Raw genomic sequence first — 26,534 nt, forward strand, 5'->3', positions numbered from 1 at the left:
GAGTTTACTGAGTCTTTTTTATGCATTCGGAGCAGATACCGTAGAGTTCCAAGATATGGCTCGTCAGTTTAAAACCGTACTGAAGCGCAATACTTTCCTGAAGACTTTCGATCTTATCATTTTCGAATTCGATGATTTTTCCGCATTGAGTGCACGACATGTGATCGTGATGGTTTTTTGTTTGCCATTCGTAACGAGCCGGCATTCCACCGATGCGAAATTCAGAAATATATTGATGCTCGGAGAGCTTTTTTAGAAAGCGATAAACCGTGGCGAAGCCGATGTCGGGATATCGGGTCACGACATCTTCGAAAACTTCCTGTGCTGTAAAATGGGCAGGGCCATTACGCACGGTCTCTAAGATCGCAAGACGTTGAAGAGTGACTTTAAGTCCGATATCGCGAATGATCTTCTTACTGGGAATCTCGTTGTAGTCCTCGTTGCGCGGGAAAATTTGCTGATCTCGATTGACGGGAAGTTTTAATGACATGCCCAGAGAATTACTTGAAATGGCTTTGGTTAGTCAATTAAAATGAAAGTCATTTTCAACTTTACATGCAGACAAGGATGGCATCATGCGACAGGAAAAACACACCGCAGATCGATTAAAACAGCTCCTCTTCCAAAAAGTGGGCATTTTTATTGATGCGGAAAATATAGAACTCTCCGGCCTTAAGCATCACGAGGGCCGCACGGATTACCGTAAAATCATCGAAAAGGTGGGGGATCGTGAAATCACGCGGATCCTTTATTATAAGCCCGAATATAAGGAAATTTCGAACGACTTCCAAAATTTTTGGTCGTCCTTGGGCGGGGAAATTAAACGTCCCGCTAAGAATGCCGATTCCTTTATTGTTATCGATGCCGTCACCATGGCCGAAAAATTAGACGTGGTGATCATCCTTGGGGGAGACAAAGATTTCCTTCCTTTGGTGTGGTATCTCAAATCCCGCGGATGTCGCGTCGAAATTTGGTCATGGCCAGAAACAACATCCCCGGAAATCAAAGAGGCCGCCGATTTCTACTTCCCTTTGACCGAGGATTTCGTTGTGCCAATGAGCGATAAAAAACCAAAAAAGAGAACATAACCTTGTCGCTTGTGACCGCCTGATATAGAAAAAGACTTCGTGCACCCGTAGCTCAATTGGATAGAGTATTGGATTTCGATTCCAACGGTTTCAGGTTCGACTCCTGACGGGTGCACCAATCCTTTTTTTCACGCATTTCAGAGAGTATCGAGTACGGTTTTTTCAAGTCATATTGAATAGTTGTCAAATTCAAAACAGGGTTCGAGCAGACTCTTTTTAAGAAGTCGAGTCGTTCATACTCATTTTGCATTTTCCATAGTTGTTTCGCATCAATAGCGAGTTCGAGTATGGTTTGTGCGGTCTCCATAAATGTGTCGTTGATTGATTGTTGTGCTTTTTCAAGTAAGTGCGTGTACTGATCGCGTTCGTCTCGGATGCGTTGACGTTCTTTTTTGTAAGCGGTCTCATCAAATATATTTTTAATAAGAAGGTCACTCACTTGATCCTCTCTCGTGTCCAAACTTTTAATGGCCGCACGATACTTTTCCATCTCAGCATGAATAGAAGTTCTTGAGTTCTTGTGTGCGCTGTTGAGTGCGGCAGCAATATCTTTTGCCATTTCATCAGTGAGGTTGATGGCTTCGGGAACCGATTCAAATTGTTGCCAAATGCTTTCCTCAGTAATGGTCATGCCGTTCATCGACTTATGAACTCGCCGAGAGTTTGTACACCTATAATAATTGTAAGTTCGCCCAGAGGGTTTGGTTTTTGGGTCATATAGGATTTGGCAGCCGCATTCTGCGTGTGCGCAGCGGAGCCAGCCTCCAGAAAAAACACCCTTACCACGTTTCGATAGTTTGCCTCTTTTGCCAAGGGTTGCATCCACAGATCGAAGCAGCGGTCGTGGTATTATAAGTTCGTGTTTGCCGTCATAAAGCTTTCCATCCCATCTAAATTTACCCCGATAGAAGGGATTTTTAAGTCGATTCTCAACAACCCCCTTGGAGTAGCCACGTATGTTTTTTGGATCTATAAAGCCTTCTTCAATAATTTTTTCAACAATTCCGTCAAAGCTGTACCCCTCTGCGCGTAGCTGGAACTCTCTATTAACTTGAAGGATGCTTTTTTCGTCGGGGTCTTTGATTACGACTGCTGGATATCGAGTGTCACGCCCATACACATCTTTTGGGCGCCAGGTTATATATCCTAGAGGCACTGAGTTCGATGGGAACCAGCCGCGTTCAGCCTTGGCCAGCATTCCAAAGTTTACTCTATCACTAAGCTCACGACTAAAGTTTTTTGCGAGCACAGCTTCAACGTCTCGCATGAGGAAGTCTGATGAAGGACTATCTCGATGGATAACCTTTCGACTTTGGGCGTAATGAATAACGATATCTCCATTTCGGATCAATTTTTCATTATTCTCAATATCTGTTAAATTTCTTCCTTCACGATTTGGGAAGCAAAATACAATATGGTGGGCTTTGTTTTTGAGGGCCCATTGAATGGCTTCTGTGTATTGCTTTCGATTGTCGGCATCTTTAGCAGACTCAGTGATCTCAAAAAATCGCAAAATCTTGAGTCCCTCAGTATCACAGTAAGATTTCATCGCCTCTTTCTGCGAAGCCGGAGATTCGGTTGTTTGCTGTTTTTTGGAGCTAACGCGCGGGATGCAAACTGCATTGTCATTCGTATAAGATCTGTAGGTATTGTTTTGGTTGGTCATAAATCCCTTTTAATTCATTTTAAATAATGTTTAAAAATCAGTCAAAGTATCAAAAACATTGAACTTTTATGTTTTGTTACAGTTGTCACGCCACTTACGGAGCGTTTTAAAAACGTCGATTAGTTCATTAAACTGATTAATGTCGATGGTTACAGTTTGCCCACCAGAGAGCTTATAGGTTCGCAATTTTGCATTAGCTTCTGGCGCAGGTTTAAGAGCGCAAATATCTTTTGAGGGTCCTTGTTTGTTATTATCCATCCTGATTTTTACAGATTAGGGAGATTAATCTTTTTAAAAACTCGCCGATAAAAATCGAATTAACAAAGATGCGAAATTTCAAAAGTGTAAAGTAAGCGCTTTTTTTTACGCTAAATTTAGTGAAATTTTCCGATTTGGCATCGACTCAATACAGAGATTTAAATATAAACTGAGGCTTGAAAAATCCTTTTTAAGATAGCTTGGCCTCATTCATATAAATTTATTCAAAAACCACTTTTGTAAAGTGTCTGTGTAATTGCAACAGGTGCAGCTACAAAAGGAGGTTTAATAATGACAGGAAATACTTTTACGACTGTATCCGCGGGTGCCCTCGGTCAACAGTTGGGGCTAAAAATAAATGATGCAGCTGCCGCAAATGCTGCTTATTGGCTAGAGCGAGGTAACAAATGGTTACTAATTCAAAAGCTTGGTGCGCGAATTGAGTTTGGTCGTGCTGCGAAAAAACTAAAAGAGATACTGGGGATGCCAGAATTTAAAAAAACAGTAAAACGTTACTGGTTGTCAGCAAGTGAGACCTATGAACAGAAGGAGCGGTGGATTCAGGAGTCCATCCAATTATTTGAGTTTTCAAAAAGGAAGGGTCCAAAACTAACAACAGACATGCCAGCAGATTCATACATCAAAATTATGCAGTTTTCCTCTTCGTTTAAATATCGTCAGAAAAACAAGCTTATAAAGCGAATCAACCGTGAGCGTTCATTTGAAGAGGTGTCGATCGAGAACACAAAGCCATTGAGGGAAAAGCTTCGACAGGTGAGAAACATGCTTGGAGAATCTGAAGATCCTGATGCACGAGAGTTCAATTATAACGCAAAAGTGAAAAGTCTTAGTGCTGATGTTATGAGATGCATTTCGTCGTTGGAGAAAACAAGCATAGAATTGCGCAGTTTATTACTTAAAAAAAACGATTTTGAGATCCAAAAATATACAAAAGAGGCTTTAGAGAGGTTGGCTTTCACTCTTGAAAAATCTCAAGAATTACCAATGCACATAACGAGACTTCGTATCAGAGCGAAAAAAACCATAAAAAAGCAGCAAAAGGATTTACATTATGCGCATACCTAAAAACAGGTGTTCAACCACTATATCATCAATGATTTTGCGTCAAATACCCAACTTTGAGCAGTTTTATAAAAGCTCGTTCGTGGATTGCGGGTGTTTTCTTGACTATTTTTCCGTACATACAAACTCCCTAGATATGGCCTTTTTAGATAACAACTGTATTCTTGTGAAAAATAAAGTGATTTGTAACGGATATAAAAAGGCTCGTCTGTATCAAGACGCCGGAGGCCTTAGATTTATTATTGGTAAGGATTGTCATTATGATTCGCCATGGGCCTTTAAAATTCAATTCAATCCTAAAATGATGACGTCATTTGTAGAATTTGAGAGTTTTTTGCGCTCAGTTATGGGTCATGTAGACGAGTCGAATCACTGTGTGGCCAGATTAGATATTGCTTACTTGTTGAAGGAAGATGTTGTGTCGCCCCAGTTGCTGCATTACACCACTCACCTCAAGTGGAAGAACGGTACTTCGGTTTATAACAACAGTCGCAGAGACTTTAAAGATGGCCATATGACAGGATTCAGTTCCGATGGAAGTGCGGTTCGCGTGAGTGCATACGCAGAAAGTGGTAAGCCAACTGGTGAAGCTGCAAAGCAGGGATACCTAAAGCTTGAGATTCAAGTGAGAAAGGCGTCCTTAAAGTCGGCAGGAGTAAAAAGTATTTATGATCTCAATAGGATTTATAAAAGTGGGTATTTGAAGCGGCTACAGTTTTACAACCCAATATGGATTGACAAAAAGTATCGTAAACATGTGCATAAATTCAAAGAACTGCAGGAATACATATTGACGGGAGGTTTTCATAATGCACGTAGGCTGCTAAATAAAAATCGAAACTTTGACAGAGATCATAGAAGATATTTATCAAAGCTTCGATTTGATCACGGAAGAGTAGTTTTCGGAGAGGCCTTGGCTAAGAAATATAGCGATTGGTTACGGTACTGGTTGCGTGACATGAAAAGAGCAGCTTCAGGAGCTAAAAAAGAAAAAAGTTGGTTAACGGTTAGGGTTGATCCCTATATCTGAGTTCGCAACACTTGTAACAAAACCATTTGTTTTTGTTACAATTTATAAAGGTTCAAATCATGAGTGATTTTAACCGTTATAACGCTCAAATTTGGTCATGGTTGAGTTACAATCGGTGTCGGTGTGGTTGAGTTACCGTTTGAGTATTCGATATACGGTCATGTGTGAAATACCGATTTGTTTAGCGATGCGTCTTATTGATAACCCTTTGGTATGGAGATCAGTTACCATATTGATTAGTTCATCATTGATCTTTTTAGGTCTGCCACATCGCCAGTCGGTGCCAAGATTTGAGGCGGTAATTTTTTTAGCAGCAAGAGCTGATTTAATTCTTTCTGCAATCAGTTGTCGCTCAAGAGTGGCCACCGCCGAAAGCATTGTGAGAGCCATTTGGCCTGTAGGTGTAGAGAAGTCCAGTTGTTCTCTGATTGAAATTATAGAAACGCCATAATGGTTCAGCTCGTCTATTAAGTTGAGTAGGTGCTTTGTCGAGCGTCCGATTCTGTCGATTCCAACAACAACCAAAATTTTAAACTTTCCCATTTTAGCATCATTTATGAGCTGATCTAAGGCGGGTCTCTTTTCCCTCAATCCAGAAATACCTTGGTCAACGTATTCATTAATTAAATTGAGACCTCGCTGTTTTGTGAATTCACGAATTGAGGTGAGTTGATTTTGAGGATTTTGATTTAAAAGTGTTGATACGCGAACATAGGCTACGGCTTTGGTTTTACTAGTATCACTCATATACTATATATTATACACAATGTGTCATACTATGTCAATACGTTGTATTGACATAGTAAAATCAATCACTTATCATGGTGATATGAAAGTAACGTACAATATGCCCAAAAGAAAATACTGTAGTGGTGATAAAAAAATGATTTCACTGCGTTTGCCAGAACAGCTTATTAAAAAACTCGAGCAAATTGCAGAAAAGCATGGCTTCACAGTGACAGATATGGTTGCGACTTCCTTAGATAACTTTATTCAATCTTATGAAGATGATTTAAAAAAGAAATAATTGAACCCAAAGCATAAGGGGGGACAGATGTTTGCCAAAACAGATGTGTTGTGGACTGATCCGCTTTCTCAGAATATTCTGAGGGAGGGAGATAGGGTGACAATTCAAAATTCTGAAATTTTCACTGAATTTGAAGTGATAAAAATAAACTCAGATGACTCTGTGACGATTGGATTGCCGTCAACAAAAATTGAATCCAAGACATCGGTAATAATTTCAGCTTTACATGACAATTTTAAAAAATTAAAAGTTAAAGATGTGGTCTCGTTAAAGAACAGACAAGGGTTAGAGACGAAAATGAAAATTGACTTTATTGTGGACGGTAAGTTTATTTTGCTATCACCATTAAGCTCAAAAGGAAAAATGAGTTTTTTTGAAAAAATTAAGTTTTTGCTTTCTTAATTAGGGCACTGAAGAATTAATTCTTATAGATCCAGAAAGCAAAGCCGGATTTGTGCTACAATACTGCTGAAAGTCAACAGCTAGAGATTCTATTTGACCATTCATTTTATAGGTAACCTCTAGTACCTCGAACTGACCATTTACAGTGTTGCAACTTCTGCCAAAACTGGTTATCGCCATTCCAGGTTCACTGATTGCTTGGAATGGATAACGAGTAGCATTTAAATATGTGCCAGGCGATAGCACTGCGTTTGAGGGCGCTTTAAAGATCAACTGAAATGTCACAGACGAAGTGATATGTGTAAAGTTAATGGTGACATCGTTATTCATTCCCACATTTGATGTATAAGTTCCTGACGAAGAGGTGTAGTTCCTGTCGCGACCAATGGTAATGTACTCATTGGCGCCACCTTCAAATTTGAGCCATGTTGTTTCGTTAGTTGGCGAAGGGACATCGTAGGCACTTGAGGTTTTTCTATAATAGGCAGTACAGGTAGCGCTTCCCGAAGTTGTTTCCATGGATTGGCTAAGTTCTGTATCTGACAAAAGGGTCGCCGAGCGTAAATCTGAGCTTAGCGTAGGCGGTGAACCGAGTTCACTAGGGCAAAATATGGTATCAATAGCAACTGGACCACCTGTTGTTGCAACTGAGTAATTGAACTCGCAAGGAGACCGAGTGCAAGCGTACGATCCATCGCCTACACGCAAATTATTAGCATCCACTCTCCAATTAGAATCTCTTTGCTCGACTGTGCAGCCAGACCCAGTGCTTAAAGACTTAAATTTGCTCGGTGAAATAAAAAACTTTTCACTAAAATTATTTAATGTAAGTTGAGAGCCATTACAAACGATTCGATTAAACTCCCAAGTCCCAACTGGATTGTAAGATGGGGTTGGTTCTGGTTGAGTTTCCTCTTCTTTTTTACACGAAATAAGAAAAATGAGAGTCCCTATTTGGAGCAATATAAAAAGAGTATTTTTAAAAGACGTCATTAGCAATGGATCGGCATATTTTTAGTAAACTTAATCAATTTGCTTGCTTATAAACAATTTCTAGCGGGCTTTTGCTTAAACGAATCATTTTGCGACAATGCAGGACCAATAGGAATTGCTGATGCATTTTTTGTAAATTTCGATCAATTTAAAATACAACAGCGTTTTTAAGGTGAGGTCCAACGTATTCTCGTGGCTGTCCAGGGCCTGTCACTTTGTATGTTGAGTCCGCAGTTGAGTAATAAACAACGCCATCAACAACTGTAAAATTGATTATACTTTCAGGGAGAGTATGAAAAATTGTTGGGCTAGTACCATTGGCCAGAACATGATGCTTAATTGTGTTGTTTCTCAGGTAATACAGATTATTACCTTCAATAAATGATGTGCCTGCCAGTTCACTAAAATATGTATAAGTTCTTTCTGAAGCCTTGGGGACATCGCTCAAGTCTAAACTTGTCCATGTCATTCTAACTGCGCCAACGTTGTCCTCTGTCTTTATAAATCCTGTTGGTGCAAGGATATATCGCTCGACAGTCGTCAACTGGTAGTTCGTGTTTACGACAATATAGTCGTTATAAGGAAAGTGACTCTTCTTTGAGCCTGAGGGAAATGTTCCATCGGTAAGTTCTTGAACTACAGTCGATGGTGAGTTTGGCGCAACACAGTCTCCGCCAGCTACTGCGTCCATCAAAATAAGTTGTTCGTAGTTATCAATACCGGGTAAGCCAGCGTTCGCACTGCTTACGATTCGTAGTTGATAATGGGAGCCATTGGTTCCGCGTATAAGTCCTGCTGTGTAACCGCCACCTACATTATAAAATAAATCTTCACTTCCGCATTCATAAGTGCCAGCTCCCTCTTGAATACGAACAATCCTTTGACCGCCTCCGAATACTTCTATTATGGCGAGCACATAGCCATTTCCCAGCAAAAAACTTGGTTTTCCGTAAGGATCTTCCATGGTGCCTTGATTCACACCACTTAACCAACTGAGGGGCGAAAAGATTCGGCTAAGTTGTGATTTAAGTACCACTGGTCGGCTTGTATTGACGGTAGTTTCAACTAAAGATGTCAGATTATAAACGCTTAGATCAGTCAAATCAACCCGAACTAATTCTCCTGTCGATTTGAGAGCGAACAAATTATTGTCCTGAATTTGTATGTCATCGAAAACATAATTTTCAATTCCATAAACGTTTCCAGTTTGTCTGTCTAAAACTGCGAGCTTATTGAGGAGTCTTGAGTCATCGAATGCAAGAATTAAATATCTTTCATTCAATTGTTTGGTTTTAGACACTTTAATTTTTGCAGTCACTTCTGTCGCTGTACCGCCCACTGCAATTTCGTCATAAGTAAATTCTACTGATTCAAGTGATCCATCCGCTTTGATGCGCATTAAATTGTCTTGTATATTTTCAAGTGAGCTAATAGCCGAGCTATTAAAGCCTTGCTGCGCGTGCAATAATGCTTTGTCCGTGGAGAAGATATTCGCGCTTTTAAATTCGACGGTAGACGAGACGCCGCCTCCACTACTAGAGCCACTACATCCGGTCAGAAATATTAATAAAACTAAGGGACTGATTTTTTTCATGATCTGTATCTCCTATTTTGCAATATTCGCAAAAGTGGAAGTTACGCTGTTTATGATAAAACTGTTATTGGTTGTGCTGGTGTTTGAAACCGAAATTTTTAAATAAGGATTTTGCTGTAGCAGCTGTAACTGAGGAGCATTGCCTCCATCCAGCAAATCCATTCCCAAACTGTCTGTGACAAATGCTGTTGTGAAGTAAAGATTGAGGTATGGTACTGTGGCTATAGTTTCACGTTTAAATTTTAACTCGATTTCTTGTCCGTTTAAATTGTTGGCAGAGTCAATCGTGTTAGCAAGAATATCGGTCCCTCTTATATCCACACCATTACGAGTTAAGGTATATCGTAAAACATAGTCAGTAGCTTCTCGGGTCAGCCGAATCTGCACACGATTTGTACTGTCCCAGACCATCTCTAAATTTATCGTCATGTTTTCTTGTAGATTATAAGCGCCCTTTAAAATGATCTCACCATCAGTGCCATTAATTTCAATTCTTCTTTTACTTTCTACAATAAAGCTTTGTCCGGCGGGATTAACGTAAGAACCCAAATTGTTGTCTCCAACAGTTACTTTGTTAGTTGCGCTACTGCTGTACATAACTTCATAAAATGAGGCTTTATCAATGGTCGGAGTTGAGTTGTCCAGATCAGTAATTCCAGGCACAATTGAGTGAACATTTGAGAGGGAAGAGCTGCTTCCGCCTGAGCATCCTGCGGTAAGCATTAAAAGCACAAATGCCTGTGTTAGTTTTGGAAATTTCATTGTTGCCTCCTTCAAAATGCCAACTATTTCGTATCAATTGACCGTATTGTTTTGATACAATGATTGAGTTTCAATTAACCACTAATCGGTCATTACAGTTAAAACTTTAGTGAATACACATATGTGTTTACACTAAGTGATGAAATTTACTCATTTTTATACAATCGTGTAATGAGTGAAAACAATACGCGAACTCGACGAAAAAAAATCGACGATAAAGACTTGGGCAAATTGATGGGCAAAATTGCTCAAAACGTTCGAGAAGGGCGAATCCAAAGTAAGTTAAGTCAGCAGGCACTAGCTGAAAGATCAGGCATTGCTATCACAACACTTTCTGACATTGAGTTGGCAAAAGCTTACAACCTTAAACTTTCCACATTAGTGTCGTTAGCACGTGAGCTTAAATTAAAAATTCTTGATTTGCTTGTGTGATTGTCTACCATCTCTGTTAGGTGATTTTCTGTTCTGTGGAGCGACTCAATAAGCCATATAGCAAAAGAGCCTGTGATTAGAAGGAGGATCAGTGAGCGAACTAACTAAAGTAATAAAAACTCTTCAAGAGATGCAGCAAATACATGATAAACTTATTAAAGAGTTTGTGAGTGGCGGTATTTTTGATCCTGTGGCAGGGCCGATTCTAAAAGAACACATTGAAAAAATTGAACGTTTTATCCAAGAGGCTGTAAGTGCAAAAACAGCAGATGAAATGAACGAGATATTTAGAAAGCATTTTGGTCCTAAACCTAAATGATTTTCTAGTAGTGACTTCGCAACAAAACTCGCAAAACAATACCACATTGCATCATTTTATACATGGTATGACGTTTGACTGTTAGTAGTGCGCTTTAAAACAGTTATAAACTGTAACAAAACCGTTGTACGCAGTTTGTTACAGTAATACACATAAAACTACGGTGTGGTCACATTGACGATTACAGTCGATTTTAAGGCGTTGGTTTAAATTGCATAGTCGATGCACGCGGTTCGTAGGTCGTCAATTTGGGTGCACCATTTCTAATTAAGGGTGGTAGGCCCTTCCATCGGTTAGGGCTTCCGTGCCGAAGAGATTCAATTGGGAACTGCCAATCAGAGACGAAAGAGAACTCAGGACACTCGATGAGGATTCTACGGCCCAGTACATAACGCATTGATTATTGGTGGAGTGATGCGGATGTAAGGTGTCCTCGTGGTTCGCTACCATAGGTAAACCACTATTGACTAAACCGATGGCATGGCCCACTTCGTGGACGACGGTGGCCTGTTCAACATATCTTTGTTGGGTATTTGTTCCACCCACAGATGTCACAACATCTTTAAATATAAATGCAAAAGGATACCCCGTTGGATGCACGCCCAACACTGTCGTGCTTCCATTGTGATAGCCGTTGAGAAAAATGACTGTGATGGTAGCTGTTCCCGATTGAACTAATGGAGCTGCGTAGGTTTCGCCCAGGGCTACGAGTTCGCCGGTGGTCCAATTTGTTTTTCCTTGATCCGCAATGAGATTCATTTGGGATGTGAGAGTCGGAGTAGCAATTACGCGTCCAGCATGATTTTGAAATAAGGCTTTAAAACTTTCTAAGGCAATGTCCCAGGTGTCATTGAAAGAGAGATCCAGTGTTCCTGTATACGGAGTGGCACCGTTTTCATAAACCACCTTGATCTCAAATGAAGAAATGTTGTCCGAAAACACTTGGGCAGATAGGGCGGCCTGATCACGATTTGACGTGGAGTCCCCCGAAGAGCAGTTTGTAAAAAGAATGAGAGGCGAGGTCAGAATTGCGAAAAGAGCCCAGGTCGCGAATCTCTTATTTGGGATGGTATAGAATGCTTTCATAATGATCTCCTAAGTTATTCTCTCCGAGAAAACAAAATCTTGTAACGTATTTGAAAAATGTTAAGCTCTTCGTCGAGCCGGATGGGGACAAACAGGAGAAACGTTATGAATATTAAATATTTTTTTATTAGTATTGCAGTGATTGTTGCGGCGGACTTTATCTGGCTTGGGTCAGTGGCATCCGATATTTACACGCAGAATCTTTCTGAGGTGGGAAATATCGTGAATGGAAAAGTTCAGGTGGTTTACTGGGCGGCCGTGGTTGTTTATCTTCTTCTTGGCTTGGGCTTAGCTCTTTTCGTTGAGCCGCAGGTTTCAAGTTGGAAGGGCGCCCTGACGTATGGCGCCTTTTTAGGATGCTTAACCTACGGAGTGTACGATTTCACAAATTACGCCACTCTTAAACAATATCCCATTCAGCTTCTATTTGCCGACTGGGGCTGGGGTACATTTGTCTGTGGCTTAGGCTCTACTGTGGGCTATATTTTTAGTCGCTAATTTTGCTGGGCATTATGGTGGCATTTGCTTGATCGAACTCTCGGTGCTGAGGTTAATAGCCTCAGCAAAGGGGGACTTCCTATGAAGCCACTACTACTTCTTGTTCTTCCATGGGTCTTTTTTTCTGCCTATGCCGTCGAATCCACATCCAATGAGTCGGTGAGGGAATTTGATTCTAAGGGATTATTAGAAGTCTCTGTGGCCAATACCTCTGGTAAAATCACCGTCACTGCGACCGAAAGTGCAAAGGCTCAGGTCACAACGTCCAACAATAAATATCCCGACAAGTGCAGCATCTCCATAGATCGTCATGGAGAACAGCTTTCGATCAAAGTGGATAAAAAAACTTCCAGTTTCTTTTCAGTTCAAGATTGCGAAGTGGATATTGCAGTGAAAGTTCCCAAGGCGGTGGATTTAGATCTCGCCATCGGCTCTGGAAAATTAATAATTCATGGGATTGAAGGTGAGTTGGATTTTAAAATCGGGAGTGGATCCATTGTGGCCGATGGGCTGTTTCGTGAAATCGATGGAAAATCAGGAAGCGGTCGTATCGATATTAAAGGTCTCGCTGGTGGTGGTGAGCTCAAAACGGGCAGTGGCGGAATCGATCTCACATTCGCAAAAAAACCATTGGTCGGCGCCCTTGATCTTAAGACAGGCAGTGGAAGCGCAAATTTAATGTTCCCAAAAGGCACGAAATTAAAAACCAACTTTCAAGCGGGCAGCGGACAGGTCACAAATTCTCTAGGAGAGACACCGGAGGCGTCCTTTGCGGTCTCCATGAAAGCGGGCTCCGGCGATCTCAAGATAAAAACTTACTAAATAAAATCCTGTCTGTCCCTTCTCTCGAAATCATGTTTTAATATTCAGGTTTTGGGAGGTTTATGAAGGTCGCAGTTGTTGGAGCTGGAATCAGTGGAATCGGATCTGCTTGGCTCCTCTCACAAAAATATGAAGTTCATCTCTTCGAATCCGAAAAACGTTTGGGCGGCCACGCCCACACCGTCACCATAAACGAAGATCAAAAAAAGATTCCGGTCGATACGGGATTCTTAGTTTACAACGAACTCACCTATCCGCATCTCACAGCATTTTTTAAGCACCTCAATGTAGAAACTGTCGACTCCAGCATGTCGCTTTCTGTTCAAGCTCGAGGTGGCGAAATGGAATGGGCGGGTGAAAATTTAAATACGGTCTTTGCTCAACGTTCTAACTTAGTGAAGCCTTCTTTTTACCGCATGCTTTTCGATGTGATTCGTTTCGGACGTAAGGCCGAAGAGAATTTAAAGCAGGCCCGCAAGCACTCCTGGACTCTCGGCGAACTTTTAAAGATCAGGAAGTATGCGCAGTTTTTTACACGCCACTATCTACTCCCCATGGGAGCGGCCATTTGGTCCACTCCCGAAAATAAGATGCTCGATTTTCCTGCGGCCACATTTTTAACATTTTTTATTAATCATAAGCTGCTCCAAGTGAATAACCGTCCGGTTTGGCGCACTGTTAAAAATGGCAGTATTCAATATATCGAAAAGGCCAAGTCCTCCATTCCAAACATTCATCTTAACACTCCCATTGTGGGAGTCGAACGCAGAGACGGAAAAGTCTTTGTTAAAACTCAGGGCGAAACGTTGGAATTTGATAAGGTGATCTTGGCGACCCACGCACCGATCACCGCCAGAATTCTAAAGCCCGATTCCGATTTTGAACATCAAACGTTATCCAGTGTTCAATACACGCCCAACAAAGCTTTGCTGCACGCCGATGAATCTTGCATGCCTCAGCGTAAACTGTGCTGGTCCTCTTGGAATGTTTTAGGGTCGCCCGATCTTTCTCATAAAGTTTCACTCAACTATTATTTAAATAAACTGCAACCGTTAGCGACCGATAAAAACTACTTTGTCAGTTTAAATCCTCGGCAATCGCTGCAAAAGATTCTAGGAGAATATGAGTACTGGCACCCGCAGTTTGATCACCCGGCCTTAAGAGCTCAAGTCGATCTCCCACTTTTGCAAGGCAAAGGTGGAGTTTATTTCGCGGGGGCGTGGCAGCGCTATGGATTCCACGAGGATGGTTTGCTCAGCGCGGTCAATGTCGCAAAACTTCTCGGGGTTTCCACGCCATGGAAAGTGGCATGATTTACATCGGCGAAGGACAGGTCTACCATAGCCGCAAAGTCTCCAATAAAAACAGCTTTCGCTATCCCACTTTTTTTGTCTATTTGAATTGCGCGGATGAAGAGCGTCTTCTTCAAATCCTCAAGCAGAGTTTTTGGAGCTGTCTTTCGCTGTCGGCCGAGAATTATTTAGAGGGAGAGAAAGGATCTTTGGATCAGCAGATTAAAAAATTCCTTAAAGAAAAATGTAATTATATTGCTGAAGAAGTTTGGCTTCACACATTACCTAAAATGTTTGGTTATGCGTTTAATCCGGTGAGCTTTTGGTTTTGTCGGCGCGGCGGTGTTATCGAAGCGGTGCTCGTGGAAGTGCATAATACGTTTAACGAACGACACTTTTATTGGATTCAGCCCAAAGAGCCTTTCACGTCCGAGGACTGGTTACAAACCGAAAAGGTGTTTCATGTCTCTCCCTTTTTTCCTGTGGAGGGATACTATAGATTTAAATTTGATGTCCAGGACGATCGCATTTCCGTCGTCATCAACTATCATGCCCCCAATCACGAGTTGCGGCTGGCGACGGGAGTCGAAGGTGCGCTTAAACCTTTGGCTGAGGTGTCGTTATCGACTCTACTGTGGAACTACGGGTGGATGACTCCATTAGTGGTCCTCCGAATTCACTTTCAAGCTTTTAAACTCTGGCTCTTTAAAACAAAATTTTATTCCAAGCCTGAACTCCCTGGAAAGGACGTCACATGATTCATCTTCACTATTGGACTACGCCCAATGGGCATAAGATCACCATATTTCTCGAAGAGGCAGGACTGGAATACAAACTCCATCCCGTCAACATTGGAAAAGGCGAGCAAAAAAAATCGGATTTTCTGGGGGTGAATCCCAACGGTCGAATTCCTGCGATCGTCGACACCGCTCCCGTGGATCAGCAAGGGAATCTTGCGGTGTTCGAATCGGGTGCTATTCTTTGGTACCTCGCCGAAAAATACAAAAAGTTTATTCCGGAGTCGGCGCGCGGAAAGTCCGAAGTGTCGCAATGGCTATTTTGGCAAATGGCGGGCTTGGGCCCCATGCTCGGACAGAATCATCATTTCACTCAATATGCACCGGAGAAGGTTCCCTACGCCATCGATCGCTACGTGAAGGAAACTCATAGATTGTACAGTGTTCTGAACCATCACTTAGAGCATCGCAAGTGGGTGGCCGCGGGTGAATTTTCGATTGCGGATATCGCTATTTATCCTTGGATTGTTCCCCATCAGATGCAAGGACAAGACTTAAATCAAATGCCTCATCTCAAGCGTTGGTTTGAATCCATGGCCCGTCGCCCTGGCGTCATAAAGGCCTATGAGATCGCGAAAACTGTCACTGCGGACACAAAATAAATCGACGAGGCCCAATCGAATGTGTTGGGCCCGTCTTCAGTCAGACTTAGTTTTTAACAGAATTGCGCTTCTGAAGTTGCTGCAAGATCTCCTTTTGCAGGAGCTGGTCTTTGTCGGACAACCATTCGTTCACATTCACTCGAGCGTTCTTTTTAAAGAGGAGCCCTTCGCGGTCGACGATCTGTAAACTCATTTCACCCAAGCGAGGGGCTCGCGTACTGCGCTGACCCGATTTCATCCGCGATGATACGACCTTCGACAGGGATTTAAGGCTTTTTGCGAGCTCTTGATCTTTCAAAAGGTCTGCGAGTGGAAAGCTCGGGTTTCTTCGTCCAGAGTACATGGAGATAATGACCTCGTACTGCTCGGGTATTGCTGGGAGTTTTTTCATATCGCCGATTCTCACTTGTCCTGCATTTTGCTCGTCTTTATTTGTAGGGTAGTTTTTCACGCGAAAGTAACCACAGAAGTCGGTGTAAGAGCCGCGATCCGCTGTCTCTGGATCGGAAATCAGCTCGTAACTCTCATCTAAATTTGTGGCGGGAGTCGAACCGTTTTTATGAGACCACATATTGTCGGCATCGCGACGGTACCAATGAAAGTCGTAGTTAGGAGAGACGACCAATGCAATGAGCGTGTCGTCCTCTTTTTTATTGAATTCGAAAAACTCTGTAGGAATTAAGCCTAAGTCTTTTTCTGCGGCCGCATAAACATCTTCGCACTGAAGATCGGTGTACATTTCGTCGCTGGCTTCACCTGGTTGTGCGAAACTGTTGGTCACTCGATTGGTCGCATAATTATAGCAATTATTTCCGTACTGGATATCTCCATTCCAAAAATCCAGGTCCATCTTCGGGACTTTGAGCTGAGCCGGTTCGGCCTGAGCGATGATGGTGGCAATAAATATAAGACTTTGTACTATGATCAGTTTCAAGATTCCCCCTACTTTAGGGCTGTGACAATAGCTCATTGATAGCGGAAATCCAACGGATATGACCTTGGCCCTTAGGGTTAAGATGTCTTTAGACATCCCATCCGCACGTGCTACACTGGGGCAAATACTAAATTCTAGGATGGATTTATTTTTAAGCCGTTTGTTCTTTGCATCAGTGTTGCTTTCTTGTTTTTGGGGTGTCAGCGCGCCTCGAAAACGTCTTCAAAACTCGTGATTCAAGTTCCCACTGTTTTGGGGAAAGCAATGCCCTCGGGGCGGGACGTGTGTTACGGGGTGAGCGTTACCGCTAGTGATATTCCAATGTTTACAAATAGCTGTAGCCCCTCCTCTGGAATTATTGCAGGATTTGTCAAAGACGGGGATCCGATCGAGCTAGAAGTTCCTGTGGGTAACAACCGCAAAATTGAACTGTTCGTTTACCTTAAGCCTGTCAGAGACTCGGGCCCTTGTCCCAGAATTTCTGCTCCTTTGCCCTCCTCGCTTTTGTATTCGATTTATCGCATCGGCGTCGTCAATTCGGTGAACTTAGTCAACGCTACAGAAGTGATTCCCATCGAAATCGAATTCCCTGGAATCACTCAGCATGTGGTGAAGCAATATAATCTCCCCGTTGCTTGTGCACTTGGTACTGCTCCCTCCGAAGCGAACTCCAGCGGATTCTATGTATCTACGTCCCAACAGACGAGTAGTGCGATCGGTTATAAACTGGAGGCGCGAGTTGGCCAGCCCCTTCCGGCCATCGAAGCCACTGATGGCGCAAATTATTTATTAAAAGGTTCAGTCCGATAGTCATTGGAGACTCTATGAGAAAATATTCTTTGTTTTTTTTAGTTTCGTTTTTTGTAAGTGCGGCTGGAGCCACGCAAAAATTCGCTCAGCATATCAACTTCGATGGCGTTTTGCTAGACCCAAACACGAATGCCCCGATCACCCCCAACCCCGATGTTAAAGTTCAAATCGTGGATCCTTCAGGGAATTGTATTTTATTTGAATCCGATTACGACAATTTAGTTTTGGGAAGTGATGGAAGCTTTTCGATCAAAATAGGCCCTGACGATTCTATCGGAGTGAGAAACACGAGCGTTGATGGGAATCTACCGTGGGAAAGAATATTTCAAAGTGTGGGAGAAATTCGCGCGGCGGGATCCACGGGTTGTGCTTCGGGGTTTAATCCGTTTTCGGCCTCGGGAAATCAGGATCGCAAAATTCGTGTGAGCGTGAATGGAACGGCGTTAAGTCCTTTGTTCTCAATGTCGCCCGCGGCGATGGCCACGGTGGCGCAAACGCTCCAGGGGAAAGAGTTGGCGGATTTTATTCATGCGGACAATAGCGGACACTTTGCCGTGAAGAGTGGCAAAGAAGTTCAGTTCTATAATACTTCGAACAGTAATTTCGTCGCTTTGCGAGCCCCGTCTTCGATCACATCAAATAAGGTCTATGACCTTCCCTCGGCGGATGGCTCCAGTGGACAGGTTCTTACAACGAATGGCTCCGGAGTTTTGTCCTGGACTTCGCCTACGGCCACCGTTTCTGTGGGTGCCGGTGCTATGGGGACACCTTCAATGACGTTTAGTGCGGATACAGACACAGGTTTGTACAACCCTGCGAGCGATGAGATTGGTTTTACCTCAGGTGGTGTACCGAAGATGATTATTAAATCTGACGGAAAAATAGGGATCGGAACAACAAATCCATCTGTGCCGCTGGAAGTTAACGGAGCCGTCAATGCGACTTCATTTTCTGGGAACGGGGCGGGTCTTACCAATTTAAACGCCTCAAATCTATCAAGCGGAACAATACCTGTCGGGAGATTGGGCCAGTCAGGAACTCCAAGTGCGACGACATTTCTGAGAGGAGACAACACATGGCAGACAGTTTCTGGTGGAGCCCCTGCGGGCTCAGCAAATGAAATTCAGTTTCGCCAGAACGCAAGCACCTTTGGAAGTTCACCTGACTTTAGATGGAACGCGGCCAATGGTTCTCTCGAACTAGAGCGAAGTACAACAGACAAATTCCCTCTCATTTCAAGTACACTGAATTACTCCGGACCTTCAGCCGGAGGTGCTTTCGCGATTCGAGGTTTTGCAACTTCTACAGGCGCCACTCCGCAAATTTTTTCCGGAGTATACGGCTTACTTCAGTTAGAAAGCGGCGGTGACCCATTCAATGCGGGTGGAGTTTTTCATTCAAAAAAGGCAAGTGGCAGCGGGACTACATCCATCACATCAGCTCTTGTTGGAGCTGTAGAGCACTCAGGAGGAACCACAACAAATATCGCTGCAGGACGTTTTTTTTACGTGTCTGGGGCTGGAAATGTCGATGCATACGGAGTTCATATCGGTAATGTCATGGGCACAAACAAGTGGTCCCTTTATTCTACGGATAGTTCAGCCCCAAGCTTTTTTGCAGGCAATGTTGGTGTCGGAACTACTGATCCCTCTCAGAAACTCCACGTCGTTGGTAATCTTCGAGTGCAAGGTTCAATAGATTGTACGCTTGGAAATGGTTCTGGTGGAACGAACTGTTCTTCTGATATTCGTCTCAAAACAAACGTACAAGAGATTGAAAATCCATTACAAAAAATCTTATCTCTACGAGGAGTTGAGTTTGATTGGAATGAAAAATCTCAAAGTCCAGGTGATCATGCAATTGGTGTGGTTGCTCAAGATGTTGAGAAGGTGTTCCCGACGGCCGTCATTGATGATCCAAACTCGGGCTACAAGAAGGTCGATTACGCCGCTCTCGTTGCTCCTGTCATCCAAGCCTTTAAAGAGATAAACACACGTATTACAGAGCTTTCCAAAGTTTTTGAGAGGGACTCAAGGGAGATTACCTTGGTTAAAGCTGAAAACGCGCTGCTTAAAGCCCGCGCCGACAAATCAGAGGCCGATGCAGCGAAACAAAAGCGTGAAAACGCTGAGATCAAAGCTCGTCTCGACAAAATCGAGAAGATGCTCAACTCAAAATGAGCTCGCAGACGGCTGATGAATAACAGTGGGCCCGACCTAGGGTCGGGGTTCTAATTATTACAGCTCACGAATCACTTGGTCGGCGTTGGCGATGGATCTGTTCATGTCGACCATTAGCGCTTGAATGTCTTTTTCGATGCGAACAGATTCTTTCTTGAGAGAGCCCACGGCTTTCGCGTTGAGGTTGTGTTTGAGGTAGAGCACCTGGTCCTTAAACTTCGTAAGGACAGGTTTCATTTTCGCCTCCGACGTCTTTAGACTTTTATGGAGTTCCTGATACTTGGCTTTGGTTTCATCGAGAGAGGCTTTACTTTTCGTGCGAAGATCGGCAGTGCTGATCTGTGAAATCTCTTTGGACCATTCTTCAAAAAGATCACCGGCCACGGTTTCCATCTTTTGGATGCTGCCTTTCACGTCGTTCACTCGAGCCTCGGTGCTTCGATAAGAGGAGTTGAGAGAGTTGTAGCTCTTTTCTAAATTGCCACCGTCGAAACTATAGACTTCTTTAAGTTTGGTGAGAGCGTCCTTAAACGCTTCGCCCGTTTCTTCTTGATCTTCTTTAGCGTTTGCGACTTCGCGTTTAAACAAGTCCCTTTTTTCCACGCCGACCACTTCCCATGCCGAGTATTTCGCATTGCGAGCGACTTTGTTCACAGCACTTTGGCAAGCGACGAGAAAAAAACCTGTCAACGGAATAAATAACAACAATTTCACCAAGGCCTCCTTGTGGATTTTTATTTTGAACATATATTCAGAGATGTGACAACCGCGGAGGATGCAACTATGGCTCAGGGTATAACGGATCTCAAAAAACTTTCTGAATTTCTTGATACAAAATATCGTCTGCCGGGAGGATTTCGAATCGGTTGGGACGGGATCATTGGCTTTATTCCTGGCTTAGGAGATCTTGTCAGCAACATTCTCTCCTCCTACATTATGGCTCGCGCGGCGATGGTCGGAGCTCCCCCCGCTGTGATTCTGCGAATGGGGATCAATGTTCTCATCGATAACGTCGTTGATATCGTTCCTATCTTTGGAAACTTCTTTGATATTTTTTGGAAGTCGAATACACGAAACGTTGCGCTGGTTGAGAAGTATATGAACAATCCCCGCGGTGTGAATCGTTCCTCCAAGTGGATGGTGTTTGCGACTTTAGTCTTTATTCTCGGACTATTGGCAGCGAGTGTGGGTGTGGTTGTTCTGATCACTCTGAAGGTCTTAGAATACGTGATGCAATCTCAGGGGTGGTAACTTCGGCTGTTTAGGCCCGCCCATCGTCAGAGAAGATTCTCGATGAGAGCTGAATTCCTCATCGGATCAGAGGGAAATCTGGTCATCGGTCTAGCGTTAATTTCGCTTAACAAACCGATATTATATTGTGAATTTACTTAGATTTTCCATATTTCTTAAACGTTTTGGTCAGCTGTTGGTTCAGCTGTCGATCGTCGCAGTGACGTTGTCGTGCTCCAAAGACGACAGCCAGTTTTATTATGGGATTCTCGATGTCCAAACTCCTAAGCTTGTGATCGCGAGCAATCAAGCGGGAAGTACTGCGCTGGTCATGTACGATCTGCAGGGGAACTTTTTGCGAGTTCTTGAAGACTATTCCTCCAGTGTGCTCACACCGAGAGGAATGGCGGCGATTGATCCGCTCAATCTCTTTGTAGCTATTGATGGGGGTACGAGCGATATCATCCAGCGCGTAAATGTGGTGGATGGGCCTGTGCAAACTATCGCCGACTCCAATATTAATGGAAACATTTTTCAGATGCGCCGACATCCCACTCACGGAAACTTCGTCATCGAAACAGCCACCATCGAATCTTTTACCGATGATGGACGAAGAATTGGAGCGCCCCGAATCACGGCAACGGTTCCCGGCTGTGGTCTCACGACTCCTCGGGGCATGGCCTTTACTCAGCAAGGCAACCTGGCCGTGGTCGATACGGGCACTGATGATTTAGTGATCTTCAATGTGACAAATCCGGCGGCCACAACTTGTGTTGTGGCGAACACGACTTTTGGAAACGTGGATCCCGTCGCAGTTCTTGCGCATTCCGATGGGTTCCTTTACGTGGCCACAACGGGAGATGATCGAATCTATCGTTTTAACGGAAACGGTGTGGGTGCACCCGTAACCATCTTTAATAACATCGCTCTGATCAATAATCCTCAAGCCCTCCTCGAGATGCCGGATGGAAGTATTCTCGTGGCTTCAGAGGGAACTAATAATATCGTTCGTATCCTCACGGATGGGACTTACGTCAATGGAATTCCGTTCATCTTTGATCTCTACACGAACTCTATTAGTGACATGATTCTCCTGCAGGAGACCCAGTGAAATTTTTAATCTTCCTGAGTCTGATTTTACTTTCCGCACTCCCGGCTCAAGCCTGGGATTTAGATCTTGCGGCGGGGTACAATATGCTCGAAATCGAAAATTTCGATGGTTCTAAGGCGTTCTCCAACGGTTTTTCTGGCCAACTTGGTGCACATTACTCTTTGGTTCAGCGGGAAAAGTTTCGTTTTGGAATTCGCGCTTTGGGTGAGTACTCCGAGATGAAGAACGACGCGAACAACTCGCTCGCCCAAGAGCAAACTCGTCTCTTCACCGTGGGTGCAGGCGTAGAGATGCGCATTCATCGGTTTTTCCTGGGAGTTCTGTACACATATAATCGGCCAGAGATCCGTATCAGCGGCGTTCTCAATAATTCCGAAAGGTATTCGTTTTATTCTCCTCATGTTGAGCTCGGTTATGAGCTTGAGCTGTCTCACTCGGCGCTTCGGCTGTATTACCGTCGAACGGACACAGAGATTCCCCGAGCCGATACCGGATTCGCCTCCGACTCCAGCTACACCAGCCATGGCTTTTTTCTAGGTCTTCGATTTCATCTGGGAAGTCCGGCTCCGGCCGCGAACACCTACGAAAGCTCCTATTCCTCGGATTATATGCCTTCCACTCAAAGTACCAGTGGCGAAAGCTCGTTTTATAGTACTCCGTCTGTGGATCATAGCCGGCGAAATTCCTTTAGACCTCGGCCCTCAACTCGTCTATCCTACTAGGGATGAATTCACACAAGCCCATTTTATTTTTTGACGGTGTTTGCAATCTCTGCAACGGTGTTGTCGACGTTTTGGTTCGATACGATTCTCAAGGGAAGCTGATGTTCGCTTCATTGCAAGGAAAGACGGCCCAGGAGTATCTCCCGGAAGCTCACCGGTCCAATTTAGAAAGTGTTGTTCTCTACGATCAAGGACGCTGCTACGTTCGTTCTGCCGCTGTTCGAAGAGTGCTCGTTCATCTCGGTGGGCCATGGAAACTATTTTTGGGATTTTATATTCTGCCGGAATTCATTCTGGATTTTATTTACAAATGGATCGCTCGTCACCGATATCATCTGTTTGGTAAAAAACAAACCTGCCGCGTGCCCAGTGCTGAAGAGCGCGCGCGATTTTTAGATTAGCGAATATTTAAAGCTTCGACGAATTTTGCCGCCAACTGGTGAGCCTCTTTTTCAAGGGGCTGATCTTTGTACCAACGCCCACCCACTTTTCCCATCAGCTGGTAAGCCACAGGACCGCTATTGTAATAGCGAATATTTTCGTCATAGGCGGCGGGGGTGTCGTGCTGGAGACCGTGGATGATCTCCTGAGCGAGAACGGCGATAAAATAACGTTGAAACTCGGCGTCGGTAGTGATCGCTTTTACCGATTTAAAATCATTGTAATCAAAAGTAATGACGCGATCTTTGGGACTAAAGTGAGCTGTAACTCCGGACAACTGTATATCGCTTGCGACCTGTACAGATATGGGTGTCGATGCGAGGTTATAATCGAGGACAGTGTTCACGAGTGTCTGACTCAAAGCCTTGAGAGTCTCCGGGGATGTCATATCAATTTTATTTTTAACAAAATACTGACTCTGCTTTAAATCCTGAGCCACACGCTCAAGAAGAGCTTCTAACTTTTTAAGGAAGGGCGCTGGAGTCGGCGCATAGAGTGATGGATCTCTTAAAATGTGTCGCGACTGATTCGAAGGCTGACCCCACGAGATAGGCTTTCCGACGAGCGAAATTGATATCGTAGTGCCTTCAAGAATGTAATAGTTTTTTGCACCTTCGGGTCCTAAGGATGAGCCCTGAGCCGTATTGATCGCAAAAGTGACCGACGTGGTACCGATCGCGACAAGCCACGGCCAGTTTTTTTGTTCAACGAAGAGTTGGACTAAACTCGGAATGATCGTGCTTCGAATTTTGTCCGTGGTTTTTTCGCTGAGTTCGGAAACGGAGTAGGCCAGGGCCAAGAGCTTAAGCAGGCGTGTTTCATTGTCCGAATCCACCGAAAGTATGTCGATGTGTTCGTTTTTATTTTTTTGAGACACGGTGAAGATTCCAGAATTTAAAACGGCCTCGAGATTTTTCAACAGATCAAAGTTTAAATAGGGAGAGAGAGCAGCCAGCACATACTCAGTGCTTTTGGCCCCAAAGTAGATCTGAAATTCGGTGAGAGAGACTTCTTTGTCGTTAGCCTCGTAGGCGGTGAGTTGCAAATCTCCATCGTCTCCGACCACTTGAGTGCTAGGAGTTGCGTTGAGATATTTTTGAGTGGCCTGACTCATTTCGCAAACCACGTGATTGGCTTCGTCGGGAGAGATGGATTTATCTTTATTAGCATCGACCGTTTGTTCGAGCCAGTATTCAAAGTGCTCGGGGACGTGTGTCGTATCGCCGTCAAAAAGGAGTTTTAAAAATCCATCGTAGGTTATCGATTGAGTGATCCGTTGGTCACAAGTTAACGAAATCACTTGAGATGGCGGTAATGCCATGGCGAAATTAAAAGAAAAAACGAGAAAGACAAATGATAGCGATCGACCCACAAAACCCCTTTTGGCCCCCGGGTTGGCAATATAAGGGATTTCGACGGGATGCCGCTACAAAATAAGGCTAAATGATAACTTCTTCAGGGAGTGCATGGTGATTGTACGTGGACGCCATACTCATGCCATAGGCCCCGGCGTCCATCAAGGCGAGCCAATCGCCCTCTTTGGGAGTGGCCATGGCTCGATCGGCTCCTAAGACATCCGAAGATTCGCAGATCGGTCCCACCACATCAAAGTTTTTCATCGCCCCCTTCAGCTGAGGCTTCAACGGAAGAATACGATGGTGAGCTTTATAAAGAGACGGCCGCATGATGTGATTCATTCCCGAATTAACGACGATAAAGTTTTTAAAACCATTATCTTTAATATATTCCACGCGAGTGCAGAGAATGCCTGAACGTCCCACAAGAATTCGACCGGGTTCGGTCAAAAGCTGTCCCGGAAATTGACTGAGTAAACTCTGAAGGCCTTCCCCATAAGTTTTTAGAAACGCCAATTCGTCGCTTTCATCTTCACTCAAATAATTGATACCGACGCCGCCGCCAATGTCTAAATTTTTTAAGGGAACCCCTTGGCGAACCAGGGATTCGTAAGTGGTCAGTAAAGATTTTGCCGAATCCATCATCGGGGAGATTTCGCGAATTTGCGACCCGATGTGAGCACTTATCCCTTGAAGCTCGAGCCACGGTTGATTTTTTTTAATGATCTGCAGAGCTTTTTTAATTTGCTCCTCAGGAATCCCGAATTTATTTTCGCGAAAGCCCGTGGTTATATACGGGTGTGTGTCGACTTTGATGTTGGGATTCAAACGGATGCCTAGGCGCACTTTCTTTTGAAGCTCAGTGGCGATTTCGCCAATGCGAGAAACTTCCGACAAGCTCTCAACGTTGATCTGATAAATGTCCTGCTCGATGGCCTGGCGAATTTCGGTTTTACTCTTACCTACACCCGAAAAAATAATATCGGACGGCGCAAAGCCGTGCTTCAACGCCCAGTTCATTTCCCCGCCGGAGACCACGTCGGCTCCGATTCCATTTTTTTTGAAGAGATCAAGGATCTTCGGGTGCGAATTGGCCTTGAGCGCATAATGAATTTTATTTTTGAGAGGACCCAGGCTAGATTTGAGCGCATTGATTTTGTTCTGGATGGAATCGAGAGAGTAAATATAAAAGCCGTGATCACGTCCCTCCGTCAGAGAATGGAGTTCAACAGCAGTTCCGTCGGCTTTTCGCGCGCAGAGAGAATTTTCTTTATAAAAATAAGAGGAGGTCATCATTTATCGAGACCGAACTCCGTATGAAGACCTTTTACCGCGTCCTCAAGGCGAGTTCTTGCGACCACGGCACTCATTTTAATGTCCGAGGTGGTCACCATTTGAATATCGACGTTGTGCTTTTTAAAAACATCAAAAAAGCGCGCGGCGACGCCGGGGTGAGAGAGCATCCCTACACCAACGATAGAGACTTTGGCCGCATCTTGCACCACTTTGAGAGTGGCTTCGCGAGTGGCCACGTCTTCGAGCACCGCTTTGGCATTGGTTAAATCTTCGTCGGGGACTGAGAAAGCAATACGTTGGCCGACAGCGCCCTTTGATTGCGAAATAATATCGATGACGATGTCTTTATCCGCTAACTTTTTAAAAAGGTCGGCGAGGAAAGCCACTCCTTCGGGAACAGGTTCAGCACTGAGCACAACAATTTTAGCATCGTGGGTGATTGCGGATACGACGGGGGCTTCCATAGTAGTATTCTCCTCTTTGATCCAAGTCCCTTCCGTTTGCGTAAAGGTGGATCTCACGTGAATGGGAACTTTGTATTTAGCGCCGATTTCGACGCAGCGAAAGTGAAGAACTTTTGAGCCGAGAGCGGCCATCTCCATCATTTCGTCATAGGTTAAACTTTGAATTTTTTGAGCCGTAGGAACCACGCGAGGATCGGCGGTGTATACGCCATCAACGTCGGTGAAGATTTCGCAGTCCAC

The 26,534-nt window shown here is 43.9% G+C and carries 30 protein-coding genes, 1 tRNA gene and 1 pseudogene; 19 read left to right on the forward strand and 13 right to left on the reverse strand.

Going from position 1 to position 26,534, the window contains the following annotated elements; genetic code table 11:
- Positions 1–4 precede the first annotated feature (4 nt).
- A complete protein-coding gene (locus tag K2Q26_00630; GenBank protein MBY0313997.1) occupies positions 5–490 on the reverse strand; it encodes a transcriptional repressor in 486 nt (161 codons plus the stop codon).
- 85 nt (positions 491–575) lie between these two features.
- Between K2Q26_00630 and K2Q26_00635 the strand changes: the two genes are divergently transcribed.
- Both K2Q26_00635 and K2Q26_00640 read left to right on the forward strand, forming a co-directional pair.
- Positions 576–1,088: an NYN domain-containing protein gene (locus tag K2Q26_00635; protein ID MBY0313998.1), complete on the forward strand. Its 513-nt coding sequence runs from the start codon at positions 576–578 to the stop codon at positions 1,086–1,088.
- A 41-nt stretch (positions 1,089–1,129) separates the two neighbouring features.
- Positions 1,130–1,206, forward strand: a tRNA-Arg gene (locus K2Q26_00640).
- 1,056 nt (positions 1,207–2,262) lie between these two features.
- Here K2Q26_00640 and K2Q26_00645 read toward each other — a convergent pair.
- Positions 2,263–2,754 (reverse strand): annotated as a pseudogene (locus K2Q26_00645) (recombinase family protein).
- A gap of 66 nt (positions 2,755–2,820) precedes the next feature.
- Positions 2,821–3,012 carry a hypothetical protein gene (locus tag K2Q26_00650; protein ID MBY0313999.1) on the reverse strand — a complete coding sequence of 64 codons (192 nt, stop codon included), beginning with the start codon at positions 3,010–3,012 and terminating at the stop codon, positions 2,821–2,823.
- Positions 3,013–3,303: 291 nt separating this feature from the next.
- Here K2Q26_00650 and K2Q26_00655 point away from each other — a divergent pair, with 291 nt between their 5' ends.
- Both K2Q26_00655 and K2Q26_00660 read left to right on the forward strand, forming a co-directional pair.
- Positions 3,304–4,098, forward strand: a complete 795-nt coding sequence (locus K2Q26_00655) for a hypothetical protein (protein MBY0314000.1) — start codon at positions 3,304–3,306, stop codon at positions 4,096–4,098.
- Entirely contained in the window at positions 4,085–5,125 is a 1,041-nt protein-coding gene (locus K2Q26_00660; GenBank protein ID MBY0314001.1) for a hypothetical protein, read from the forward strand. Before K2Q26_00655 ends, K2Q26_00660 begins: the two co-directional genes overlap by 14 nt.
- A gap of 132 nt (positions 5,126–5,257) precedes the next feature.
- Here the strand turns inward: K2Q26_00660 and K2Q26_00665 are convergent, their stop codons facing one another.
- Positions 5,258–5,872 (reverse strand): recombinase family protein, encoded by a 615-nt coding sequence (locus tag K2Q26_00665; GenBank protein ID MBY0314002.1) that lies wholly within the window; start codon positions 5,870–5,872, stop codon positions 5,258–5,260.
- 82 nt (positions 5,873–5,954) lie between these two features.
- Here K2Q26_00665 and K2Q26_00670 point away from each other — a divergent pair, with 82 nt between their 5' ends.
- Both K2Q26_00670 and K2Q26_00675 read left to right on the forward strand, forming a co-directional pair.
- Positions 5,955–6,152: a ribbon-helix-helix domain-containing protein gene (locus K2Q26_00670; GenBank protein MBY0314003.1), complete on the forward strand. Its 198-nt coding sequence runs from the start codon at positions 5,955–5,957 to the stop codon at positions 6,150–6,152.
- Positions 6,153–6,179: 27 nt separating this feature from the next.
- Entirely contained in the window at positions 6,180–6,554 is a 375-nt protein-coding gene (locus K2Q26_00675; protein ID MBY0314004.1) for a hypothetical protein, read from the forward strand.
- Here K2Q26_00675 and K2Q26_00680 read toward each other — a convergent pair whose 3' ends face one another.
- From K2Q26_00680 to K2Q26_00690, 3 genes are all read right to left on the reverse strand, one after another.
- A complete protein-coding gene (locus K2Q26_00680; protein ID MBY0314005.1) occupies positions 6,555–7,547 on the reverse strand; it encodes a hypothetical protein in 993 nt (330 codons plus the stop codon).
- Positions 7,548–7,695: 148 nt separating this feature from the next.
- Entirely contained in the window at positions 7,696–9,141 is a 1,446-nt protein-coding gene (locus tag K2Q26_00685; protein MBY0314006.1) for a hypothetical protein, read from the reverse strand.
- A gap of 12 nt (positions 9,142–9,153) precedes the next feature.
- Positions 9,154–9,903, reverse strand: a complete 750-nt coding sequence (locus K2Q26_00690) for a hypothetical protein (protein ID MBY0314007.1) — start codon at positions 9,901–9,903, stop codon at positions 9,154–9,156.
- Between the two features lie 171 nt (positions 9,904–10,074).
- Here K2Q26_00690 and K2Q26_00695 point away from each other — a divergent pair, with 171 nt between their 5' ends.
- Positions 10,075–10,335 (forward strand): helix-turn-helix transcriptional regulator, encoded by a 261-nt coding sequence (locus tag K2Q26_00695; GenBank protein MBY0314008.1) that lies wholly within the window; start codon positions 10,075–10,077, stop codon positions 10,333–10,335.
- A 91-nt stretch (positions 10,336–10,426) separates the two neighbouring features.
- Entirely contained in the window at positions 10,427–10,654 is a 228-nt protein-coding gene (locus K2Q26_00700; protein ID MBY0314009.1) for a hypothetical protein, read from the forward strand.
- Positions 10,655–10,921: 267 nt separating this feature from the next.
- Here K2Q26_00700 and K2Q26_00705 read toward each other — a convergent pair whose 3' ends face one another.
- Positions 10,922–11,740, reverse strand: a complete 819-nt coding sequence (locus K2Q26_00705) for a hypothetical protein (protein MBY0314010.1) — start codon at positions 11,738–11,740, stop codon at positions 10,922–10,924.
- Between the two features lie 105 nt (positions 11,741–11,845).
- Here K2Q26_00705 and K2Q26_00710 point away from each other — a divergent pair, with 105 nt between their 5' ends.
- The 5 genes from K2Q26_00710 to K2Q26_00730 all read left to right on the forward strand — a co-directional run bounded on the left by K2Q26_00710 (position 11,846) and on the right by K2Q26_00730 (position 15,751).
- Entirely contained in the window at positions 11,846–12,238 is a 393-nt protein-coding gene (locus K2Q26_00710; protein MBY0314011.1) for a DUF2177 family protein, read from the forward strand.
- A gap of 81 nt (positions 12,239–12,319) precedes the next feature.
- Entirely contained in the window at positions 12,320–13,060 is a 741-nt protein-coding gene (locus K2Q26_00715; protein ID MBY0314012.1) for a DUF4097 domain-containing protein, read from the forward strand.
- A 62-nt stretch (positions 13,061–13,122) separates the two neighbouring features.
- Positions 13,123–14,373 carry an FAD-dependent oxidoreductase gene (locus K2Q26_00720; GenBank protein ID MBY0314013.1) on the forward strand — a complete coding sequence of 417 codons (1,251 nt, stop codon included), beginning with the start codon at positions 13,123–13,125 and terminating at the stop codon, positions 14,371–14,373.
- The gene (locus K2Q26_00725) at positions 14,370–15,110 is read left to right on the forward strand and encodes a DUF1365 domain-containing protein (GenBank protein MBY0314014.1); all 741 of its coding nucleotides are present in this window, start codon (positions 14,370–14,372) and stop codon (positions 15,108–15,110) included. The genes K2Q26_00720 and K2Q26_00725 overlap by 4 nt, the downstream gene beginning before the upstream one ends.
- Positions 15,107–15,751 (forward strand): glutathione S-transferase N-terminal domain-containing protein, encoded by a 645-nt coding sequence (locus K2Q26_00730; protein ID MBY0314015.1) that lies wholly within the window; start codon positions 15,107–15,109, stop codon positions 15,749–15,751. Before K2Q26_00725 ends, K2Q26_00730 begins: the two co-directional genes overlap by 4 nt.
- 46 nt (positions 15,752–15,797) lie before the next feature.
- Here the strand turns inward: K2Q26_00730 and K2Q26_00735 are convergent, their stop codons facing one another.
- The gene (locus K2Q26_00735) at positions 15,798–16,685 is read right to left on the reverse strand and encodes a hypothetical protein (protein MBY0314016.1); all 888 of its coding nucleotides are present in this window, start codon (positions 16,683–16,685) and stop codon (positions 15,798–15,800) included.
- 264 nt (positions 16,686–16,949) lie between these two features.
- On the opposite strand from K2Q26_00735, the gene K2Q26_00740 reads away from it, so the two are divergent.
- Both K2Q26_00740 and K2Q26_00745 read left to right on the forward strand, forming a co-directional pair.
- Entirely contained in the window at positions 16,950–17,495 is a 546-nt protein-coding gene (locus tag K2Q26_00740) for a hypothetical protein (protein ID MBY0314017.1), read from the forward strand.
- A gap of 14 nt (positions 17,496–17,509) precedes the next feature.
- Positions 17,510–19,675 carry a tail fiber domain-containing protein gene (locus tag K2Q26_00745; GenBank protein MBY0314018.1) on the forward strand — a complete coding sequence of 722 codons (2,166 nt, stop codon included), beginning with the start codon at positions 17,510–17,512 and terminating at the stop codon, positions 19,673–19,675.
- Positions 19,676–19,732: 57 nt separating this feature from the next.
- Here K2Q26_00745 and K2Q26_00750 read toward each other — a convergent pair whose 3' ends face one another.
- A complete protein-coding gene (locus K2Q26_00750) occupies positions 19,733–20,389 on the reverse strand; it encodes a DUF2959 domain-containing protein (GenBank protein ID MBY0314019.1) in 657 nt (218 codons plus the stop codon).
- Between the two features lie 69 nt (positions 20,390–20,458).
- Between K2Q26_00750 and K2Q26_00755 the strand changes: the two genes are divergently transcribed.
- The 4 genes from K2Q26_00755 (at position 20,459) to K2Q26_00770 (ending at position 23,139) form a co-directional block, all read left to right on the forward strand.
- Entirely contained in the window at positions 20,459–20,926 is a 468-nt protein-coding gene (locus K2Q26_00755) for a DUF4112 domain-containing protein (GenBank protein ID MBY0314020.1), read from the forward strand.
- A gap of 127 nt (positions 20,927–21,053) precedes the next feature.
- Complete coding sequence (locus K2Q26_00760; GenBank protein MBY0314021.1) at positions 21,054–22,016, forward strand: hypothetical protein; 963 nt, start codon at positions 21,054–21,056, stop codon at positions 22,014–22,016.
- Positions 22,013–22,738, forward strand: coding sequence for a porin family protein (locus K2Q26_00765; GenBank protein MBY0314022.1), 726 nt, complete (start codon positions 22,013–22,015; stop codon positions 22,736–22,738). The genes K2Q26_00760 and K2Q26_00765 overlap by 4 nt, the downstream gene beginning before the upstream one ends.
- A gap of 2 nt (positions 22,739–22,740) precedes the next feature.
- Positions 22,741–23,139 carry a DCC1-like thiol-disulfide oxidoreductase family protein gene (locus K2Q26_00770; GenBank protein ID MBY0314023.1) on the forward strand — a complete coding sequence of 133 codons (399 nt, stop codon included), beginning with the start codon at positions 22,741–22,743 and terminating at the stop codon, positions 23,137–23,139.
- On the opposite strand, the gene K2Q26_00775 is transcribed toward K2Q26_00770, so the two are convergent.
- The 3 genes from K2Q26_00775 to K2Q26_00785 form a co-directional block, all read right to left on the reverse strand.
- Complete coding sequence (locus K2Q26_00775) at positions 23,136–24,551, reverse strand: hypothetical protein (GenBank protein MBY0314024.1); 1,416 nt, start codon at positions 24,549–24,551, stop codon at positions 23,136–23,138. The two genes, K2Q26_00770 and K2Q26_00775, sit on opposite strands and share 4 nt — an antisense overlap.
- A gap of 67 nt (positions 24,552–24,618) precedes the next feature.
- Complete coding sequence (gene lysA, locus K2Q26_00780) at positions 24,619–25,830, reverse strand: diaminopimelate decarboxylase (protein MBY0314025.1); 1,212 nt, start codon at positions 25,828–25,830, stop codon at positions 24,619–24,621.
- A partial coding sequence (locus tag K2Q26_00785) for an aspartate kinase (GenBank protein MBY0314026.1) occupies positions 25,827–26,534 on the reverse strand: 708 nt, incomplete at its 5' end. The genes K2Q26_00785 and lysA, both read right to left, overlap by 4 nt.

Source organism: Bdellovibrionales bacterium (genome assembly GCA_019750295.1).
GTDB lineage: Bacteria > Bdellovibrionota > Bdellovibrionia > Bdellovibrionales > JAGQZY01 > JAIEOS01.

Excerpts from the sequence above, each read along its gene's own strand:
- K2Q26_00630 (MBY0313997.1), bottom strand. The coding sequence starts at position 490 with ATGTCATTAAAACTTCCCGTCAATCGAGATCAGCAAATTTTCCCGCGC.
- K2Q26_00635 (MBY0313998.1), top strand. The coding sequence starts at position 576 with ATGCGACAGGAAAAACACACCGCAGATCGATTAAAACAGCTCCTCTTC.
- K2Q26_00650 (MBY0313999.1), bottom strand. The coding sequence starts at position 3,012 with ATGGATAATAACAAACAAGGACCCTCAAAAGATATTTGCGCTCTTAAA.
- K2Q26_00655 (MBY0314000.1), top strand. The coding sequence starts at position 3,304 with ATGACAGGAAATACTTTTACGACTGTATCCGCGGGTGCCCTCGGTCAA.
- K2Q26_00660 (MBY0314001.1), top strand. The coding sequence starts at position 4,085 with ATGCGCATACCTAAAAACAGGTGTTCAACCACTATATCATCAATGATT.
- K2Q26_00665 (MBY0314002.1), bottom strand. The coding sequence starts at position 5,872 with ATGAGTGATACTAGTAAAACCAAAGCCGTAGCCTATGTTCGCGTATCA.
- K2Q26_00670 (MBY0314003.1), top strand. The coding sequence starts at position 5,955 with ATGAAAGTAACGTACAATATGCCCAAAAGAAAATACTGTAGTGGTGAT.
- K2Q26_00675 (MBY0314004.1), top strand. The coding sequence starts at position 6,180 with ATGTTTGCCAAAACAGATGTGTTGTGGACTGATCCGCTTTCTCAGAAT.
- K2Q26_00680 (MBY0314005.1), bottom strand. The coding sequence starts at position 7,547 with ATGACGTCTTTTAAAAATACTCTTTTTATATTGCTCCAAATAGGGACT.
- K2Q26_00685 (MBY0314006.1), bottom strand. The coding sequence starts at position 9,141 with ATGAAAAAAATCAGTCCCTTAGTTTTATTAATATTTCTGACCGGATGT.
- K2Q26_00690 (MBY0314007.1), bottom strand. The coding sequence starts at position 9,903 with ATGAAATTTCCAAAACTAACACAGGCATTTGTGCTTTTAATGCTTACC.
- K2Q26_00695 (MBY0314008.1), top strand. The coding sequence starts at position 10,075 with ATGAGTGAAAACAATACGCGAACTCGACGAAAAAAAATCGACGATAAA.
- K2Q26_00705 (MBY0314010.1), bottom strand. The coding sequence starts at position 11,740 with ATGAAAGCATTCTATACCATCCCAAATAAGAGATTCGCGACCTGGGCT.
- K2Q26_00710 (MBY0314011.1), top strand. The coding sequence starts at position 11,846 with ATGAATATTAAATATTTTTTTATTAGTATTGCAGTGATTGTTGCGGCG.
- K2Q26_00715 (MBY0314012.1), top strand. The coding sequence starts at position 12,320 with ATGAAGCCACTACTACTTCTTGTTCTTCCATGGGTCTTTTTTTCTGCC.
- K2Q26_00720 (MBY0314013.1), top strand. The coding sequence starts at position 13,123 with ATGAAGGTCGCAGTTGTTGGAGCTGGAATCAGTGGAATCGGATCTGCT.
- K2Q26_00725 (MBY0314014.1), top strand. The coding sequence starts at position 14,370 with ATGATTTACATCGGCGAAGGACAGGTCTACCATAGCCGCAAAGTCTCC.
- K2Q26_00730 (MBY0314015.1), top strand. The coding sequence starts at position 15,107 with ATGATTCATCTTCACTATTGGACTACGCCCAATGGGCATAAGATCACC.
- K2Q26_00740 (MBY0314017.1), top strand. The coding sequence starts at position 16,950 with ATGCCCTCGGGGCGGGACGTGTGTTACGGGGTGAGCGTTACCGCTAGT.
- K2Q26_00745 (MBY0314018.1), top strand. The coding sequence starts at position 17,510 with ATGAGAAAATATTCTTTGTTTTTTTTAGTTTCGTTTTTTGTAAGTGCG.
- K2Q26_00755 (MBY0314020.1), top strand. The coding sequence starts at position 20,459 with ATGGCTCAGGGTATAACGGATCTCAAAAAACTTTCTGAATTTCTTGAT.
- K2Q26_00770 (MBY0314023.1), top strand. The coding sequence starts at position 22,741 with ATGAATTCACACAAGCCCATTTTATTTTTTGACGGTGTTTGCAATCTC.
- lysA (MBY0314025.1), bottom strand. The coding sequence starts at position 25,830 with ATGATGACCTCCTCTTATTTTTATAAAGAAAATTCTCTCTGCGCGCGA.